24 protein-coding genes are annotated in these 14,335 nt (G+C 59.6%); 23 read left to right on the top strand and 1 reads right to left on the bottom strand.

Annotated features, from left to right (window positions below):
• Window positions 1–96: 96 nt before the first annotated feature.
• Window positions 97–390: a hypothetical protein gene (locus ACS4RR_RS16830; RefSeq protein ID WP_003547528.1), complete on the bottom strand. Its 294-nt coding sequence runs from the start codon at window positions 388–390 to the stop codon at window positions 97–99.
• Between the two features lie 497 nt (window positions 391–887).
• On the opposite strand from ACS4RR_RS16830, the gene rpsL reads away from it, so the two are divergent.
• From rpsL to rpsE, 23 genes are all read left to right on the top strand, one after another.
• Window positions 888–1,259, top strand: coding sequence for a 30S ribosomal protein S12 (gene rpsL, locus ACS4RR_RS16825; RefSeq protein ID WP_003547537.1), 372 nt, complete (start codon window positions 888–890; stop codon window positions 1,257–1,259).
• A 77-nt stretch (window positions 1,260–1,336) separates the two neighbouring features.
• Window positions 1,337–1,807 carry a 30S ribosomal protein S7 gene (gene rpsG / locus ACS4RR_RS16820; protein WP_011651422.1) on the top strand — a complete coding sequence of 157 codons (471 nt, stop codon included), beginning with the start codon at window positions 1,337–1,339 and terminating at the stop codon, window positions 1,805–1,807.
• A gap of 29 nt (window positions 1,808–1,836) precedes the next feature.
• Window positions 1,837–3,936 (top strand): elongation factor G, encoded by a 2,100-nt coding sequence (fusA, locus tag ACS4RR_RS16815; RefSeq protein ID WP_260110653.1) that lies wholly within the window; start codon window positions 1,837–1,839, stop codon window positions 3,934–3,936.
• A gap of 68 nt (window positions 3,937–4,004) precedes the next feature.
• Window positions 4,005–5,180, top strand: a complete 1,176-nt coding sequence (gene tuf, locus ACS4RR_RS16810) for an elongation factor Tu (RefSeq protein WP_017963897.1) — start codon at window positions 4,005–4,007, stop codon at window positions 5,178–5,180.
• 154 nt (window positions 5,181–5,334) lie between these two features.
• Window positions 5,335–5,643: a 30S ribosomal protein S10 gene (gene rpsJ, locus ACS4RR_RS16805; RefSeq protein WP_003547547.1), complete on the top strand. Its 309-nt coding sequence runs from the start codon at window positions 5,335–5,337 to the stop codon at window positions 5,641–5,643.
• A gap of 39 nt (window positions 5,644–5,682) precedes the next feature.
• Window positions 5,683–6,324: a 50S ribosomal protein L3 gene (gene rplC, locus ACS4RR_RS16800; protein WP_003547548.1), complete on the top strand. Its 642-nt coding sequence runs from the start codon at window positions 5,683–5,685 to the stop codon at window positions 6,322–6,324.
• Between the two features lie 13 nt (window positions 6,325–6,337).
• Window positions 6,338–6,958, top strand: a complete 621-nt coding sequence (gene rplD / locus ACS4RR_RS16795) for a 50S ribosomal protein L4 (RefSeq protein WP_017963906.1) — start codon at window positions 6,338–6,340, stop codon at window positions 6,956–6,958.
• The gene (locus tag ACS4RR_RS16790; protein ID WP_003547550.1) at window positions 6,955–7,248 is read left to right on the top strand and encodes a 50S ribosomal protein L23; all 294 of its coding nucleotides are present in this window, start codon (window positions 6,955–6,957) and stop codon (window positions 7,246–7,248) included. Before rplD ends, ACS4RR_RS16790 begins: the two co-directional genes overlap by 4 nt.
• Before the next feature lie 11 nt (window positions 7,249–7,259).
• Window positions 7,260–8,096, top strand: coding sequence for a 50S ribosomal protein L2 (rplB, locus tag ACS4RR_RS16785; RefSeq protein ID WP_003547551.1), 837 nt, complete (start codon window positions 7,260–7,262; stop codon window positions 8,094–8,096).
• Window positions 8,097–8,111: 15 nt separating this feature from the next.
• Complete coding sequence (gene rpsS / locus ACS4RR_RS16780) at window positions 8,112–8,390, top strand: 30S ribosomal protein S19 (RefSeq protein WP_003547552.1); 279 nt, start codon at window positions 8,112–8,114, stop codon at window positions 8,388–8,390.
• Between the two features lie 2 nt (window positions 8,391–8,392).
• Window positions 8,393–8,782, top strand: coding sequence for a 50S ribosomal protein L22 (gene rplV, locus ACS4RR_RS16775; RefSeq protein ID WP_003547553.1), 390 nt, complete (start codon window positions 8,393–8,395; stop codon window positions 8,780–8,782).
• Window positions 8,782–9,513 carry a 30S ribosomal protein S3 gene (gene rpsC, locus ACS4RR_RS16770; RefSeq protein WP_003547554.1) on the top strand — a complete coding sequence of 244 codons (732 nt, stop codon included), beginning with the start codon at window positions 8,782–8,784 and terminating at the stop codon, window positions 9,511–9,513. The genes rplV and rpsC overlap by 1 nt, the downstream gene beginning before the upstream one ends.
• A 36-nt stretch (window positions 9,514–9,549) precedes the next feature.
• A complete protein-coding gene (gene rplP / locus ACS4RR_RS16765; protein ID WP_003547555.1) occupies window positions 9,550–9,963 on the top strand; it encodes a 50S ribosomal protein L16 in 414 nt (137 codons plus the stop codon).
• Window positions 9,964–9,975: 12 nt separating this feature from the next.
• Window positions 9,976–10,176, top strand: coding sequence for a 50S ribosomal protein L29 (gene rpmC / locus ACS4RR_RS16760; RefSeq protein ID WP_003558545.1), 201 nt, complete (start codon window positions 9,976–9,978; stop codon window positions 10,174–10,176).
• 12 nt (window positions 10,177–10,188) lie between these two features.
• On the top strand, window positions 10,189–10,428 hold the full coding sequence (gene rpsQ, locus ACS4RR_RS16755; protein WP_003547557.1) for a 30S ribosomal protein S17: 240 nt from the start codon (window positions 10,189–10,191) through the stop codon (window positions 10,426–10,428).
• 259 nt (window positions 10,429–10,687) lie between these two features.
• Complete coding sequence (gene rplN, locus ACS4RR_RS16750; protein WP_003547558.1) at window positions 10,688–11,056, top strand: 50S ribosomal protein L14; 369 nt, start codon at window positions 10,688–10,690, stop codon at window positions 11,054–11,056.
• An 11-nt stretch (window positions 11,057–11,067) separates the two neighbouring features.
• Complete coding sequence (gene rplX, locus ACS4RR_RS16745; protein WP_003547559.1) at window positions 11,068–11,376, top strand: 50S ribosomal protein L24; 309 nt, start codon at window positions 11,068–11,070, stop codon at window positions 11,374–11,376.
• Window positions 11,369–11,926, top strand: a complete 558-nt coding sequence (gene rplE, locus ACS4RR_RS16740; RefSeq protein ID WP_003547560.1) for a 50S ribosomal protein L5 — start codon at window positions 11,369–11,371, stop codon at window positions 11,924–11,926. The genes rplX and rplE overlap by 8 nt, the downstream gene beginning before the upstream one ends.
• A 32-nt stretch (window positions 11,927–11,958) precedes the next feature.
• A complete protein-coding gene (rpsN, locus tag ACS4RR_RS16735; RefSeq protein ID WP_003547561.1) occupies window positions 11,959–12,264 on the top strand; it encodes a 30S ribosomal protein S14 in 306 nt (101 codons plus the stop codon).
• Window positions 12,265–12,276: 12 nt separating this feature from the next.
• Complete coding sequence (gene rpsH, locus ACS4RR_RS16730; RefSeq protein ID WP_003547562.1) at window positions 12,277–12,675, top strand: 30S ribosomal protein S8; 399 nt, start codon at window positions 12,277–12,279, stop codon at window positions 12,673–12,675.
• Between the two features lie 42 nt (window positions 12,676–12,717).
• Entirely contained in the window at window positions 12,718–13,251 is a 534-nt protein-coding gene (gene rplF, locus ACS4RR_RS16725) for a 50S ribosomal protein L6 (protein ID WP_017963907.1), read from the top strand.
• Between the two features lie 12 nt (window positions 13,252–13,263).
• Entirely contained in the window at window positions 13,264–13,626 is a 363-nt protein-coding gene (gene rplR, locus ACS4RR_RS16720; RefSeq protein ID WP_003547564.1) for a 50S ribosomal protein L18, read from the top strand.
• 131 nt (window positions 13,627–13,757) lie between these two features.
• On the top strand, window positions 13,758–14,327 hold the full coding sequence (gene rpsE / locus ACS4RR_RS16715) for a 30S ribosomal protein S5 (RefSeq protein WP_017963908.1): 570 nt from the start codon (window positions 13,758–13,760) through the stop codon (window positions 14,325–14,327).
• Window positions 14,328–14,335 lie beyond the last annotated feature (8 nt).

Here is a 14,335-nt window from a genome sequence, read left to right as displayed (position 1 = left end):
AAACCGCCCGGAGCGATCCGGGCGGTTTTTCATTTTTTGGTTGCTCTGAGGCTGCTTCCGCTTATGCTGCCTTGAAAGCGCCAGCGGCGGCTCCGTTCAGTTGAACCGGATGATCGCGACTTCGCCTTCGACGGCTCCCTGGTAGGCAGATGCGTGCGGCTCTTCGGCCGGGACCTCGGTCAGCATGCCGATCTGGTCGAGATCGGCCTCGATGAAGCCTTCCTCGGCAAGGGCGTTCAAGGCCTCGCGTACGGCAGTGTCGTCGTCAGGCGCCTTCAGCATGATGTGCAGGTCGATACCTTCGCTGGCGTCGGACTCGTAGCCCTTGCCGATGATGATGAAGATCATCGGGCCGTCGAAATTATTGTCGTTATCAGGTGTCGTGATCATCGCCTGTCCTTCGGCTCTTTGACGATTCGGTCGCTCGAATCCCGCTGTGAGGGCCGAACGTCGCAATTGCTGATTCCTTAACTGCTTTTGCTGCAATGCCCAAGTTTTTATGTTCGAGCACGGCCGTGATTTCGTCTAGAAGAATGAAACAGGGCGTTCGGCCGGCATATCAAGGCGATACGGCGAGTTTATTTCTTAACCGGCCTTGACGAGACGGGTGGAAACCAGTAGTACCCCGGCCATCAGATCCCATGTGAGGCTTGGCTGTTCGGGGCGACTCGCCCTGAAGTTCACCTCAAACAAGGTTCTAAACGCACGTTGAAGTCATGATGCTGCACGCACGACGCATGTTCTATGCGTCCTCTGCTCCTTGTGGTCCATCTGCGGAAGCGGATCGGGCCATATTTTGCGCATTGACGGAAAGCGTACGTCACTGCCGGAGACGGCGCGAGTTCAAGCCCGCAAGGGTACTGAGATAAAACGTAAGGGATGGTTGAATGCCTACCGTAAACCAGCTGATCCGCAAGCCTCGCCAGGCGAACGTAAAGCGTAACAAGGTTCCTGCACTCCAGGAGAACCCGCAGAAGCGCGGCGTTTGCACGCGCGTCTACACGACGACGCCGAAGAAGCCGAACTCGGCTCTGCGTAAGGTCGCAAAGATCCGCCTGACCAACGGCTTCGAAGTCATTGGTTACATCCCCGGCGAAGGTCACAACCTTCAGGAACACTCTGTCGTCATGATCCGTGGCGGCCGCGTCAAGGACCTTCCGGGTGTCCGTTATCATATCATCCGCGGCGTTCTCGATACCCAGGGTGTCAAGAACCGCAAGCAGCGCCGCTCCAAGTACGGCGCGAAGCGTCCGAAGTAATTCGGGTTTTGAATAATCCGGCGCTGCGCGAGGTCCTCCGCGTCATGAAGCGCCTTAACGGTTGAAGAGACAAAAGTATGTCCAGACGTCATAAAGCAGAAAAGCGCGAGATCAATCCGGACCCGAAGTTCGGCGATCTCGTCGTCACCAAGTTCATGAATGCCATCATGCTCGACGGCAAGAAGTCCGTTGCTGAAAACATCGTCTACGGTGCGTTCGACGTTGTCCAGGGCAAGGCCAAGCAGGAGCCGCTCACGGTTTTCCATTCTGCGCTTGAGAACATTGCCCCGCACGTTGAAGTTCGCTCGCGTCGTGTCGGTGGTGCGACCTATCAGGTCCCCGTCGATGTTCGTCCGGAGCGCCGCCAGGCTCTTGCTATTCGCTGGCTGATCGCTGCTGCCCGCAAGCGCAATGAAACGACTATGGTTGACCGCCTTTCCGGCGAGCTGCTCGATGCGTCCAACAACCGCGGCTCCGCCGTCAAGAAGCGCGAAGACACGCACAAGATGGCTGACGCCAACCGCGCGTTCTCGCACTATCGCTGGTAATTCCGAACGGTATCGAAAGGCAGTCCACCATGGCTCGCGAATATAAAATCGAAGACTACCGCAATTTCGGTATCATGGCGCATATCGACGCCGGCAAGACCACGACCACCGAGCGTATTCTTTATTACACCGGCAAGTCGCACAAGATCGGCGAAGTCCACGACGGCGCAGCCACCATGGACTGGATGGAGCAGGAGCAGGAGCGTGGCATCACGATCACCTCTGCTGCCACCACGACCTACTGGAAGGGCCGTGACGGCAAAATGCGCCGTTTCAACATCATCGACACTCCCGGCCACGTCGACTTCACCATTGAAGTCGAGCGTTCGCTGCGCGTTCTCGACGGCGCCATCGCGCTGCTCGACGCTAACGCCGGTGTTGAGCCGCAGACGGAAACCGTCTGGCGTCAGGCCGAGAAGTACAATGTCCCGCGGATGATCTTCTGCAACAAGATGGACAAGACCGGTGCGGACTTCTACCGCTCCGTCGAGATGATCAAGACCCGTCTCGGTGCAACGGCTGTTGTTATGCAGCTGCCGATCGGTGCGGAGACCGAATTCAAGGGCGTCATCGACCTGGTCGAGATGAACGCACTCATCTGGCGCGACGAGTCGCTCGGCGCCCAGTGGGATGTCGTCGAGATCCCCGAGGACATGAAGGCCAAGGCTGAGGAATATCGCGAAAAGCTGATCGAGACGGTCGTCGACATCGACGAAGCCGCCACCGAAGCTTACCTCGAAGGCATTCTGCCGAACAACGATCAGATCCGTGCGCTGGTTCGCCGCGGCACGATCGACGTCAAGTTCCACCCGATGTTCTGCGGCACCGCCTTCAAGAACAAGGGCGTGCAGCCGCTGCTCGACGCCGTCGTCGACTACCTGCCGTCGCCGATGGACATCCCGGCGATCAAGGGCATCGACTTCAAGACGGAAGCCGAAATCGAGCGTCATGCCGACGACAGCGAGCCGCTTTCCATGCTCGCCTTCAAGATCATGAACGACCCCTTCGTCGGTTCGCTGACCTTCGCCCGCATCTACTCCGGCAAGCTCGAAAAGGGCGCCTCGGTCATCAACACGGTCAAGGACAAGCGCGAGCGCGTCGGCCGCATGCTGCAGATGCACTCCAACTCGCGCGAAGACATTGAAGAAGCCTTCGCAGGTGACATCGTGGCTCTCGCCGGCCTCAAGGAAACCACGACGGGCGACACGCTCTGCGATCCGCTGAAGCCGGTTATCCTCGAGCGCATGGAATTCCCGGAGCCGGTCATCCAGATCGCCATCGAGCCGAAGACCAAGGGCGACCAGGAAAAGATGGGCCTTGCGCTCAACCGCCTGGCTGCTGAAGATCCGTCCTTCCGTGTCAAGACCGACCAGGAATCAGGCCAGACCATCATCGCCGGCATGGGCGAACTGCATCTCGACATCATCGTCGACCGCATGCGTCGTGAATTCAAGGTCGAAGCAACCGTTGGCGCGCCGCAGGTTGCCTACCGTGAAACCATCACCCGGAAGCATGAAGAAGACTACACCCACAAGAAGCAGTCCGGTGGTACCGGCCAGTTCGCGCGCGTCAAGATCGTCTTCGAACCGAACCCGGAAGGCGACGAATTCAAGTTCGAATCCAAGATCGTCGGCGGTTCCGTTCCGAAGGAATACATCCCCGGCGTTCAGAAGGGCATCGAAAGCGTTCTGTCTTCGGGTCCGCTCGCAGGCTTCCCGATGCTCGGCGTCAAGGCAACCCTCATCGATGGCGCCTTCCACGACGTCGACTCTTCGGTTCTCGCCTTCGAAATCGCATCGCGTGCTTGCTTCCGTGAAGCAGCCAAAAAGGCCGGCGCTCAGCTGCTCGAGCCGATGATGAGGGTCGAAGTCGTCACCCCGGAAGATTATGTCGGCGACGTTATCGGCGACCTGAACTCCCGTCGCGGTCAGATCCAGGGCCAGGAAAGCCGCGGTATCGCCGTTGTCATCAATGCGAACGTTCCTCTCGCGAACATGTTCAAGTACGTCGACAACCTGCGCTCCATGTCCCAGGGCCGCGCCCAGTACACGATGACCTTCGATCACTATTCGCCGGTACCGTCGAACGTCGCAACTGAAATCCAGGCAAAGTATTCCGGTCAGAAGTGACCGGAATACCAATTGACCGATAACAAGAATTAGATCCCTTCGGGGACTAGCAAAACGGAGACCCGAAAATGGGAAAGAGTAAGTTTGAGCGCAACAAGCCGCACGTCAACATTGGCACGATTGGCCACGTTGACCACGGCAAGACGTCTCTGACGGCAGCGATCACGAAGTACTTCGGTGAGTACAAGGCGTACGACCAGATCGACGCGGCTCCGGAAGAAAAGGCCCGCGGCATCACGATTTCGACGGCGCACGTCGAGTATGAGACGCCGGCGCGCCACTATGCGCACGTCGACTGCCCCGGCCACGCCGACTACGTCAAGAACATGATCACCGGTGCTGCCCAGATGGACGGCGCGATCCTGGTGTGCTCGGCCGCTGACGGCCCGATGCCGCAGACGCGCGAACACATTCTGCTGGCCCGCCAGGTCGGCGTTCCGGCAATCGTGGTGTTCCTGAACAAGGTCGACCAGGTTGACGACGCCGAGCTCCTCGAACTGGTCGAGCTCGAAGTTCGCGAACTGCTGTCGTCCTACGACTTCCCGGGCGACGAAATCCCGATCGTCAAGGGTTCGGCGCTGGCTGCTCTTGAAGATTCCGACAAGAAGATCGGCGAAGACGCGATCCGCGAGCTGATGGCTGCGGTCGACGCCTACATCCCGACGCCTGAGCGTCCGATCAACCTGCCGTTCCTGCTGCCGATCGAAGACGTGTTCTCGATCTCTGGCCGCGGCACGGTTGTGACCGGCCGCGTCGAGCGTGGCATCGTCAAGGTTGGCGAAGAAGTCGAGATCGTCGGCATCCGCCCGACGACGAAGACGACGGTGACCGGCGTTGAAATGTTCCGCAAGCTGCTCGACCAGGGCCAGGCTGGCGACAACATCGGCGCGCTGATCCGCGGCGTTACCCGTGACGGCGTTGAGCGTGGCCAGATTCTGTGCAAGCCGGGTTCGGTCAAGCCGCACAAGAAGTTCATGGCTGAAGCCTACATCCTGACGAAGGAAGAGGGTGGCCGTCATACGCCGTTCTTCACCAACTACCGTCCGCAGTTCTACTTCCGCACGACCGATGTGACCGGCATCGTGACGCTGCCGGAAGGCACCGAGATGGTGATGCCGGGCGACAACGTCACGGTATCGGTCGAGCTGATCGTTCCGATCGCGATGGAAGAAAAGCTGCGCTTCGCCATCCGCGAAGGCGGCCGCACCGTCGGCGCCGGTATCGTCGCCTCCATCGTCGAGTAATTAGCGGCTGGGCCACCTGGCCCAAGGAAAGGATAGGGACGCCGATCTCGGTGTCCCTCTCGATCTTTGAAACCGGTGGCCCGCTAACGTAACTGAAGGTAAGTCGTGTCCCTAAGTGGTGACACGCGGATAACAGACACAAGGATAAAGTCGAATGAACGGCCAGAATATCCGCATCCGCCTGAAGGCGTTCGATCACCGGATTCTCGATGCCTCCACGCGCGAGATCGTATCGACGGCTAAGCGCACCGGTGCAAGCGTCCGGGGCCCCGTTCCGCTTCCGACCCGCATCGAGAAGTTTACGGTCAACCGGTCCCCGCACATCGACAAGAAGAGCCGCGAACAGTTCGAGATGCGCACGCATAAGCGCCTTCTCGATATCGTTGACCCGACCCCGCAGACGGTAGACGCGCTGATGAAGCTCGATCTCGCCGCCGGTGTCGATGTTGAGATCAAGCTCTGAGACCTCGGGTCTTCGGGCTGAGTGAGAAGGATTGAACCGATGCGTTCAGGTGTGATTGCACAGAAGGTGGGAATGACCCGCGTCTATAACGACGCCGGCGAGCATGTCCCGGTAACGGTACTGCGTATGGAAGGCTGCCAGGTCGTAGCCACGCGCACTGTCGAAAAGAATGGCTATACCGCAGTTCAGCTCGGTGCCGGCCAGGCGAAGGTGAAGAACACGTCGAAGGCGATGCGCGGCAACTTTGCCATCGCCAACGTCGAGCCGAAGGCCAAGCTGACGGAATTCCGCGTGTCGGAAGATCAGCTGCTCGAGGTCGGCACTGAGATCAAGGCGGGTCACTTTGCAGCCGGTCAGCTCGTCGACGTGACGGGCACGACGATCGGTAAGGGTTTTGCCGGCGCCATGAAGCGCCACGGTTTCGGCGGTCTGCGTGCCACGCACGGTGTGTCGGTGTCTCACCGTTCGCACGGTTCGACCGGCTCGCGCCAGGATCCGGGCAAGGTTTTCAAGAACAAGAAGATGGCTGGTCACATGGGCCAGACGCGCGTCACGACGCAGAACCTGGAAGTGGTTTCGACCGACGAAGATCGTGGTCTGATCCTGATCAAGGGTGCTGTTCCTGGTTCCAAGGGTGCTTGGATCATCGTGCGCGACGCCGTCAAGTCGGCCGCGAAGTAAGGGAGCCAGATCAATGGAATTCAACGTCAAGACCCTCGAGGGAAAAGACGCCGGGAAGGTTTCCCTTTCGGACGCGATTTTCGGCCTCGAGCCCCGCGAAGACATTCTCGCCCGCGTCATCCGCTGGCAGCTTGCCAAGAAGCAGCAGGGCACGCACAAGGCTAAGGGCCGCGCGGAAGTTTCGCGCACCGGCGCCAAGATGTACAAGCAGAAGGGTACGGGCCGCGCCCGCCACCATTCGGCTCGCGCTCCGCAGTTCCGCGGCGGCGGCAAGGCTCATGGCCCGGTCGTCCGCAGCCACGAGCACGATCTTCCGAAGAAGGTTCGTGCACTCGGCCTTCGCCACGCCCTTTCGGCCAAGATCAAGGCCGATGACGTCATCGTCATCGACAACCTGATTGCCACCGAAGCCAAGACCAAGGCTCTCGCGTCCGTTTTCGAGACGCTCGGCCTGACCAACGCCCTCTTCATCGGCGGCGCAGAGCTTGACGGCAACTTCAAGCTCGCAGCTCAGAACATCCCAAACATCGATGTTCTGCCGATCCAGGGCATCAACGTTTACGACATCGTGCGCCGCGGCAAGCTCGTGCTTTCCAAGGCCGCGGTTGAAGCGCTAGAGGAGCGATTCAAGTGACCGATCTTCGCCACTACGATGTGATCGTCTCTCCGGCGATCACCGAAAAGTCCACGCTGGTATCCGAAAACAACCAGGTTGTTTTCAATGTCGCCAAGCAGGCGACGAAGCCGGAAATCAAGGCTGCGGTCGAGGCGCTGTTCGGCGTCAAGGTCACGGCTGTCAACACTCTGCTGCGCAAGGGCAAGACCAAGCGGTTCCGCGGTTTCGTCGGCAAGCAGAAGGACGTGAAGAAGGCTGTTGTGACGCTGGCTGAAGGCCAGACGATCGACGTCTCCACCGGTCTCTGAGGTATAAGAAAATGGCATTGAAAACTTTCAATCCGATCACCCCGAGCCAGCGCCAGCTGGTCATCGTCGACCGCTCGGCCCTCTACAAGGGCAAGCCGGTCAAGGCGCTGACGGAAGGTCTGACCAAGAGCGGCGGTCGTAACAACCTCGGCCGCATCACCGCCCGCTTCATCGGCGGTGGTCACAAGCGCACCTACCGTCTGATTGACTTCAAGCGTCGCAAGTTCGACGTCGAAGGCACGGTCGAGCGTATCGAATACGATCCGAACCGCACGGCTTTCATCGCGCTGGTGAACTATGCTGACGGCGAGAAGGCTTATATCCTCGCTCCCCAGCGTCTCGCTGCCGGTGACAAGGTTATCGCTTCCGAGAAGGCTGTCGACGTCAAGCCCGGCAACACCATGCCGCTGCAGTTCATCCCGGTCGGCTCCATCATCCACAACGTGGAAATGAAGCCGGGCAAGGGTGGTCAGATCGCTCGCTCCGCCGGTGGCTACGCACAGCTCGTCGGCCGCGACCAGGGCATGGCGATCCTTCGCCTGAACTCCGGTGAACAGCGTCTCGTTCATGGCTCCTGCCTTGCTTCGATCGGCGCCGTCTCCAACCCTGATCACGCCAACATCAACGACGGCAAGGCCGGTCGTACCGTTTGGCGCGGCAAGCGTCCGCATAACCGCGGTGTCGTCATGAACCCGGTCGACCATCCGCACGGCGGTGGCGAAGGCCGCACCTCCGGTGGTCGCCATCCGGTGACACCGTGGGGCAAGCCGACCAAGGGCAAGCGCACCCGGTCGAACAAGTCGACCGACAAGATGATCATGCGCTCGCGTCATCAGCGTAAGAAGTAAGAGAGGAAGTCTCCAATGGCTCGTTCAGTATGGAAAGGTCCGTTCGTTGACGGCTATCTTCTCAAGAAGGCTGAGAAGGTTCGTGAAGGCGGTCGCAGTGAAGTGATCAAGATCTGGAGCCGTCGCTCCACGATCCTGCCGCAGTTCGTCGGTCTCACCTTCGGCGTCTACAACGGCAGCAAGCATATCCCGGTCAGCGTCAATGAAGACATGGTCGGTCACAAATTCGGTGAATTCTCTCCGACCCGCACCTACTACGGTCACGGCGCGGACAAGAAGGCGAAGAGGAAGTAACAATGGGCAAGGCAAAAGCCGAACGCCGGCTGAAGGACAACGAGGCGCAAGCAGTCGCCCGCACGCTCCGCGTCAGCCCGCAGAAGCTCAACCTGGTTGCTGCGGCTATCCGCGGCAAGAAGGTCGAGCGCGCACTCGCTGAGCTGGAGTTCTCCCGCAAGCGCATCGCGGGCGCCGTCAAGAAGACGCTCGAATCTGCGATCGCCAACGCCGAGAACAACCACGATCTCGACGTCGACTCGCTGGTTGTCGCCGAGGCCTATGTCGGCAAGTCGATCGTCATGAAGCGTTTCCACGCTCGTGGCCGCGGTCGCGCGTCGCGCATTGAAAAGCCCTTCGCGCATTTGACGATCGTCGTTCGTGAAGTGCAGGCAGCAGAGGAGGCCGCATAATGGGTCAGAAAATCAATCCAATCGGTTTCCGTCTCGGAATCAACCGTACCTGGGATAGCCGCTGGTTTGCGGACAATGCCGAGTACGGCCAGCTGTTGCACGAAGACCTGAAGATGCGCAAGTTCGTCATGAGCGAACTGAAGCAGGCCGGGATCTCCAAGGTGGTCATCGAGCGTCCGCACAAGAAGTGCCGGGTCACGATCCACTCGGCACGTCCGGGCCTGATCATCGGCCGCAAGGGCGCAGACATCGACAAGCTCCGCAAGAAGCTGTCGGAGATGACGAATTCGGAGACGCACCTCAACATCGTCGAAGTGCGCAAGCCCGAAGTCGATGCGACGCTGGTCGCTCAGTCGATCGCCCAGCAGCTCGAGCGTCGCGTGGCTTTCCGCCGCGCCATGAAGCGCGCCGTCCAGTCGGCGATGCGTCTTGGCGCCGAAGGCATCAAGATCACCTGCGCCGGCCGTCTCGGCGGCGCTGAAATCGCCCGTACGGAATGGTACCGCGAAGGTCGTGTGCCGTTGCACACGCTGCGCGCCGACATCGACTACGGCACGGCTGAAGCAGAAACCGCATTCGGCATCTGCGGCATCAAGGTCTGGATCTTCAAGGGCGAAATCCTTGAGCATGATCCGATGGCTTCCGAGCGCCGCGCGATGGAAGGTGACGCCCAGGGTCCGGCAAGCCGTGATCGTGACCGCGACAGAGACCGTCGCCGCGACAACGCTTGATAGCGCGCGTGGCAGAGAAGTTCGGAGAATAAGAAAATGTTGCAGCCAAAGCGTACCAAGTACCGCAAGCAGTTCAAGGGCCGCATCAAGGGCGTCGCCAAGGGCGGTTCTGACCTGGCATTCGGCGAATTCGGCCTGAAGGCACAGGAACCCAACCGCGTCAATGCGCGTGAGATCGAAGCGGCCCGCCGCGCGATCACGCGTTATATGAAGCGCGCCGGCCGTGTATGGATCCGCGTGTTCCCGGACGTTCCGGTAACCAAAAAGCCGACCGAAGTCCGTATGGGTAAGGGTAAGGGCTCCGTTGAATACTGGGCATGCAAGGTCAAGCCCGGCCGTATGATGTTCGAGATCGACGGTGTCAGCGAAGAAATCGCCCGTGAGGCGCTTCGCCTCGGCTCTGCCAAGCTCTCGGTCAAGACGCGCTTCGTTCAGCGCATTGCAGAGTAAGGAATTGAGCTCATGAAAGCCTCAGATGTTCGCGCGTTCACCGCCGACCAACTCAAGGACGAGCTTGCCAAGCTGAAGAAGGAGCAGTTCAACCTGCGCTTTCAGAAGGCGACCGGCCAGCTCGAAAAGTCCTCGCGCATCAACGAAGTCCGCAAGGACATCGCCCGCGTGAAAACCATTGCCCGCCAGAAGGCGGCAGAAGTTAAGGCCTAAAGGAAGAAAAATATGCCGAAGCGCATCCTGCAGGGCGTCGTCGTTGGCGACAAGAACGAGAAGACGGTAGTGGTTCGCGTCGAGCGTCGTTTCGCTCACCCGCTGCTCCAGAAGACCGTTCGTCGTTCCAAGAAGTACAAGGCCCACGACGAGAATAACCAGTACAAGATCGGCGATACCGTATCCATCGAGGAATGCGCGCCGATCTCCAAGGACAAGCGCTGGACGGTGATTTCCGCCCAGGGCAAGTAACAGAATTTTGCGCGAGGCCTTGCGTCTCGCCGAAATATCTGTATGAAGCAGCGTCAGAACGCTCGAATGCCGGGCGTTCTTTTGCTTTGAGCGCACGGAAGGTCCCGTTCGGGAAACCACCCTGGCACGATCGACCCCGCGCTATTCAGCTATTGCCGCGTCAGTGCTGCCGTCACGGCAGCTCGGCCGGCGAAAATTTTCATAAGCCGGAGTAGGGGGCTAGCCCAACCATTCCGGTAAACCAAGAAGGCGACCTGATATGATTCAGATGCAAACAAACCTCGACGTCGCGGATAATTCCGGCGCACGTCGTGTCATGTGCATCAAGGTGCTGGGCGGCTCGAAGCGCAAGTATGCCTCGATCGGCGACGTCATCGTCGTTTCGATCAAGGAAGCGATCCCGCGCGGCCGCGTGAAGAAGGGTGACGTGATGAAGGCGGTTGTCGTTCGCACCGCCAAGGACATCCGTCGTGCAGATGGCTCCGTCATCCGCTTCGACACCAATGCAGCAGTCCTCATCGACAACAAGAAAGAGCCGATCGGCACCCGTATCTTCGGACCGGTTCCGCGCGAACTTCGCGCCAAGAACCACATGAAGATCATCTCGCTGGCTCCCGAAGTACTGTAAGGAGCGAAGCGATGCAGAAGATTCGTAAGGGCGACAAGGTCGTCATGCTCGCTGGCAAGGACAAGGGCCGTACTGGCGAAGTTGTTCAGGTCATGCCGAAGGAAGATCGTGCCGTTGTTCGTGGCGTCAACGTCGTCAAGCGCCACCAGCGCCAGACGCAGACCCAGGAAGCCGGCATCATCAACAAGGAAGCCCCGGTTCACCTGTCCAACGTTGCAATCATCGACAAGGACGGCAAGCCGACCCGCGTCGGTTTCAAGGTTGTTGACGGCAAGAAGGTCCGTGTGGCCAAGCGTTCTGGAGAAGTGATCGATGGCTGAGGCAAAATATGAGCCGCGGCTCAAGAAGGAATATGTCGAGCGCATCCGCAAGGCGTTGCAGGAGCAGTTCTCCTACGCCAACGAGATGATGATTCCGAAGCTCGACAAGATCGTGATCAACATGGGTGTCGGCGAAGCGACCGCTGACTCGAAGAAGCCGACGGTAGCTGCCGCCGACCTCGCAGCGATCGCCGGCCAGAAGCCGGTCATCACCCGCGCACGCAACTCTATCGCAGGCTTCAAGGTCCGCGAACAGATGCCGATCGGCGCGAAGGTTACCCTGCGCGGCGCCCGCATGTACGAGTTCATGGACCGTCTCGTGAACATCGCGCTCCCGCGCGTTCGCGACTTCCGCGGCCTGAACCCGAAAAGCTTTGACGGCCGTGGCAACTTCGCCATGGGCATCAAGGAGCACATTGTGTTCCCTGAGATCAACTACGACAAGGTTGATCAGATGTGGGGCATGGACATCATCGTTTGCACGACGGCGACGACCGACGACGAAGCACGGGCTCTTCTGAAAGAGTTCAGCTTCCCGTTCCGTCAATAACCGTAACGACGAGCGTAGAAAAGGAACCTGACATGGCGAAGACAAGCGCAGTTGAAAAGAACAAGCGCCGCCGTACTACGGTCGCTAACCAGGCCGCTAAGCGGGCTGGGTTGAAGGCGATCATCATGAACCAGGCTCTTCCGATCGAAGAGCGGTTCAAGGCCTCGATCAAGCTGGCATCCCTGCCGCGTGATGGATCGAAGACCCGTATTCGCAACCGTTGCGAAGTTTCGGGGCGTCCGCGCGCATATTACCGCAAACTGCGCATGTCGCGTATTGCGCTGCGTGAACTCGGCAATCTCGGCAAGGTGCCGGGTATCGTCAAGTCGAGCTGGTAAGGAGCAGGTTACATGACAATGACTGATCCGTTGGGCGATATGCTCACTCGCATCCGTAACGGCGCTTCCCGCCGCAAGTCGTCGGTCTCGACGCCTGCTTCGAAGCTCCGTGCACGTGTTCTCGATGTTCTGCAGTCCGAAGGCTACATCCGTGGCTACTCCGTTGTCGATTTCGGCAATGGCAAGTCGGAACTCAGCATCGAGCTGAAATATTATGAAGGCGCATCGGTGATCCGTGAGATCGGCCGTGTGTCCAAGCCGGGCCGCCGGGTTTATGTCTCGGTCAAGTCCATTCCGCAGGTCGCGAACGGTCTCGGCATCACTATCCTTTCGACTCCGAAGGGTGTGATGGCCGATCACCAGGCTCGCGAACAGAACGTTGGTGGCGAGGTTCTTTGCTCGGTCTTCTAAGATCGAGCAGGGATCTCCATAGCGAACAGACAGGATTGAAACATGTCTCGTATCGGTAAAAAGCCCGTTCAGGTGCCTGCTGGGATCACGGCTACGGTCGATGGCCAGAAGGTGACTGCAAAGGGCCCGAAGGGCGAGCTGTTTTTCGTTGCTAACGACGAAATCAGCCTCAAGCTTGAAAATAACGCCGTCGTCGTGACGCCGGTGAACCAGACCAAGGATGCGCGCGCAAAGTGGGGCATGTCCCGCACGATGATCGAAGGCATCTTCAAGGGCGTCAAGGACGGTTTCGAGCGCAAGCTTGAAATCAACGGCGTTGGTTACCGCGCCGCCATGCAGGGCAAGAACCTGCAGCTGGCCCTCGGTTTCAGCCATGACGTGATCTACGAGCCGCCGGTCGGTATCTCGATCGTTGTTCCGAAGCCGACGGAAATCGTCGTCAGCGGCATCAATAAGCAGCAGGTCGGTCAGGTTGCCGCCGAAATCCGCGAATATCGCGGTCCTGAGCCCTACAAGGGCAAGGGCGTCAAGTACGCTGACGAGCGGATCGTCCGCAAAGAAGGCAAGAAGAAGTAAGGATCACGCGAAATGGCTAGCAGGAAAGAAGCACTTGCACGTCGTGCCAACCGCGTGCGCCGTCATCTCAAGTCGGTGGCCAACGGCCGTCCGCGCCTGTCGGTTCATCGCTCCTCGAAGAACATCTACGCCCAGGTCATCGATGACGTGGCCGGCAAGACGCTTGCGTCTGCCTCCACCCTCGAGAAGGATCTGCGCGGTTCTCTGAAGACCGGTGCCGATACCGCCGCCGCTACCGTTGTGGGCAAGCTCCTCGCAGAGCGCGCCTCCAAGGCCGGTGTTACGGAAGTCGTGTTCGACCGTGGCGCCTTCATCTATCACGGCCGCATCAAGGCTCTCGCCGAAGCGGCCCGCGAAGGCGGTCTCACCTTCTGATCAGTTTCCGGCCGGATGCCTCAGGCGCCGGCCGGATTTTCGCCGGACCGCAGGCGCTCTCCGAAAGGGGAGGCTGATGCGGTCCACATTTGTTTGCCGATTGCACCCGGAAAAGAAAAAGGAAGAGGACAATGGCACAGGAAAGAAGGCCGCAGCGGGACGACCGCCAGAGCCGCGAAGAGCGCGATAGCGAATTCGTCGACAAGCTTGTCGCGATCAACCGCGTCGCCAAGGTCGTCAAGGGCGGCCGTCGTTTTGGTTTCGCAGCACTCGTCGTCGTTGGCGACCAGAAGGGCCGCGTCGGCTTCGGCCATGGCAAGGCACGTGAAGTGCCGGAAGCCATCCGCAAGGCAACCGAAGCCGCCAAGCGCGAACTGATCTTCGTACCGCTGCGTGACGGCCGTACGCTGCATCACGACGTCCATGGCCGCCATGGCGCCGGCAAGGTTCTGCTGCGCTCGGCCAAGGTTGGTACCGGCATCATCGCCGGTGGTCCGATGCGCGCCGTATTCGAGACGCTCGGCATGCATGACGTCGTCGCCAAGTCGACCGGTTCGTCGAACCCCTATAACATGGTTCGCGCCACCTTCGACGCTCTGAAGCACCAGGTTCACCCGAAGGACATCGCAGCTCAGCGCGGCATCAAGTATGCAACGCTGCAGGCTCGTCGTGGCGCCTCCGGCAACGCCTCTGAAGAATAAGAGGAGTT

The sequence above is a fragment of the Rhizobium zaerense genome, from assembly GCF_051810725.1.
GTDB classification, from domain to species: Bacteria; Pseudomonadota; Alphaproteobacteria; order Rhizobiales; family Rhizobiaceae; genus Rhizobium; species Rhizobium leguminosarum_I.
This window is presented reverse-complemented; position numbering and strand designations above follow the sequence as displayed.

Bases quoted from the DNA above. Each gene is read 5' to 3' on its own strand.
- rplB (WP_003547551.1), top strand. From the start codon at position 7,260: ATGGCATTGAAAACTTTCAATCCGATCACCCCGAGCCAGCGCCAGCTG.
- rpsS (WP_003547552.1), top strand. From the start codon at position 8,112: ATGGCTCGTTCAGTATGGAAAGGTCCGTTCGTTGACGGCTATCTTCTC.
- rpsQ (WP_003547557.1), top strand. From the start codon at position 10,189: ATGCCGAAGCGCATCCTGCAGGGCGTCGTCGTTGGCGACAAGAACGAG.
- rplP (WP_003547555.1), top strand. From the start codon at position 9,550: ATGTTGCAGCCAAAGCGTACCAAGTACCGCAAGCAGTTCAAGGGCCGC.
- rplR (WP_003547564.1), top strand. From the start codon at position 13,264: ATGGCTAGCAGGAAAGAAGCACTTGCACGTCGTGCCAACCGCGTGCGC.
- ACS4RR_RS16830 (WP_003547528.1), bottom strand. From the start codon at position 390: ATGATCACGACACCTGATAACGACAATAATTTCGACGGCCCGATGATC.
- rplV (WP_003547553.1), top strand. From the start codon at position 8,393: ATGGGCAAGGCAAAAGCCGAACGCCGGCTGAAGGACAACGAGGCGCAA.
- rplE (WP_003547560.1), top strand. From the start codon at position 11,369: ATGGCTGAGGCAAAATATGAGCCGCGGCTCAAGAAGGAATATGTCGAG.
- rpmC (WP_003558545.1), top strand. From the start codon at position 9,976: ATGAAAGCCTCAGATGTTCGCGCGTTCACCGCCGACCAACTCAAGGAC.
- rplD (WP_017963906.1), top strand. From the start codon at position 6,338: ATGGAATTCAACGTCAAGACCCTCGAGGGAAAAGACGCCGGGAAGGTT.
- fusA (WP_260110653.1), top strand. From the start codon at position 1,837: ATGGCTCGCGAATATAAAATCGAAGACTACCGCAATTTCGGTATCATG.
- rpsH (WP_003547562.1), top strand. From the start codon at position 12,277: ATGACAATGACTGATCCGTTGGGCGATATGCTCACTCGCATCCGTAAC.
- rplX (WP_003547559.1), top strand. From the start codon at position 11,068: ATGCAGAAGATTCGTAAGGGCGACAAGGTCGTCATGCTCGCTGGCAAG.
- rplC (WP_003547548.1), top strand. From the start codon at position 5,683: ATGCGTTCAGGTGTGATTGCACAGAAGGTGGGAATGACCCGCGTCTAT.
- rplN (WP_003547558.1), top strand. From the start codon at position 10,688: ATGATTCAGATGCAAACAAACCTCGACGTCGCGGATAATTCCGGCGCA.
- tuf (WP_017963897.1), top strand. From the start codon at position 4,005: ATGGGAAAGAGTAAGTTTGAGCGCAACAAGCCGCACGTCAACATTGGC.
- rpsE (WP_017963908.1), top strand. From the start codon at position 13,758: ATGGCACAGGAAAGAAGGCCGCAGCGGGACGACCGCCAGAGCCGCGAA.
- rpsC (WP_003547554.1), top strand. From the start codon at position 8,782: ATGGGTCAGAAAATCAATCCAATCGGTTTCCGTCTCGGAATCAACCGT.
- rplF (WP_017963907.1), top strand. From the start codon at position 12,718: ATGTCTCGTATCGGTAAAAAGCCCGTTCAGGTGCCTGCTGGGATCACG.
- rpsL (WP_003547537.1), top strand. From the start codon at position 888: ATGCCTACCGTAAACCAGCTGATCCGCAAGCCTCGCCAGGCGAACGTA.
- rpsG (WP_011651422.1), top strand. From the start codon at position 1,337: ATGTCCAGACGTCATAAAGCAGAAAAGCGCGAGATCAATCCGGACCCG.
- rpsJ (WP_003547547.1), top strand. From the start codon at position 5,335: ATGAACGGCCAGAATATCCGCATCCGCCTGAAGGCGTTCGATCACCGG.
- rpsN (WP_003547561.1), top strand. From the start codon at position 11,959: ATGGCGAAGACAAGCGCAGTTGAAAAGAACAAGCGCCGCCGTACTACG.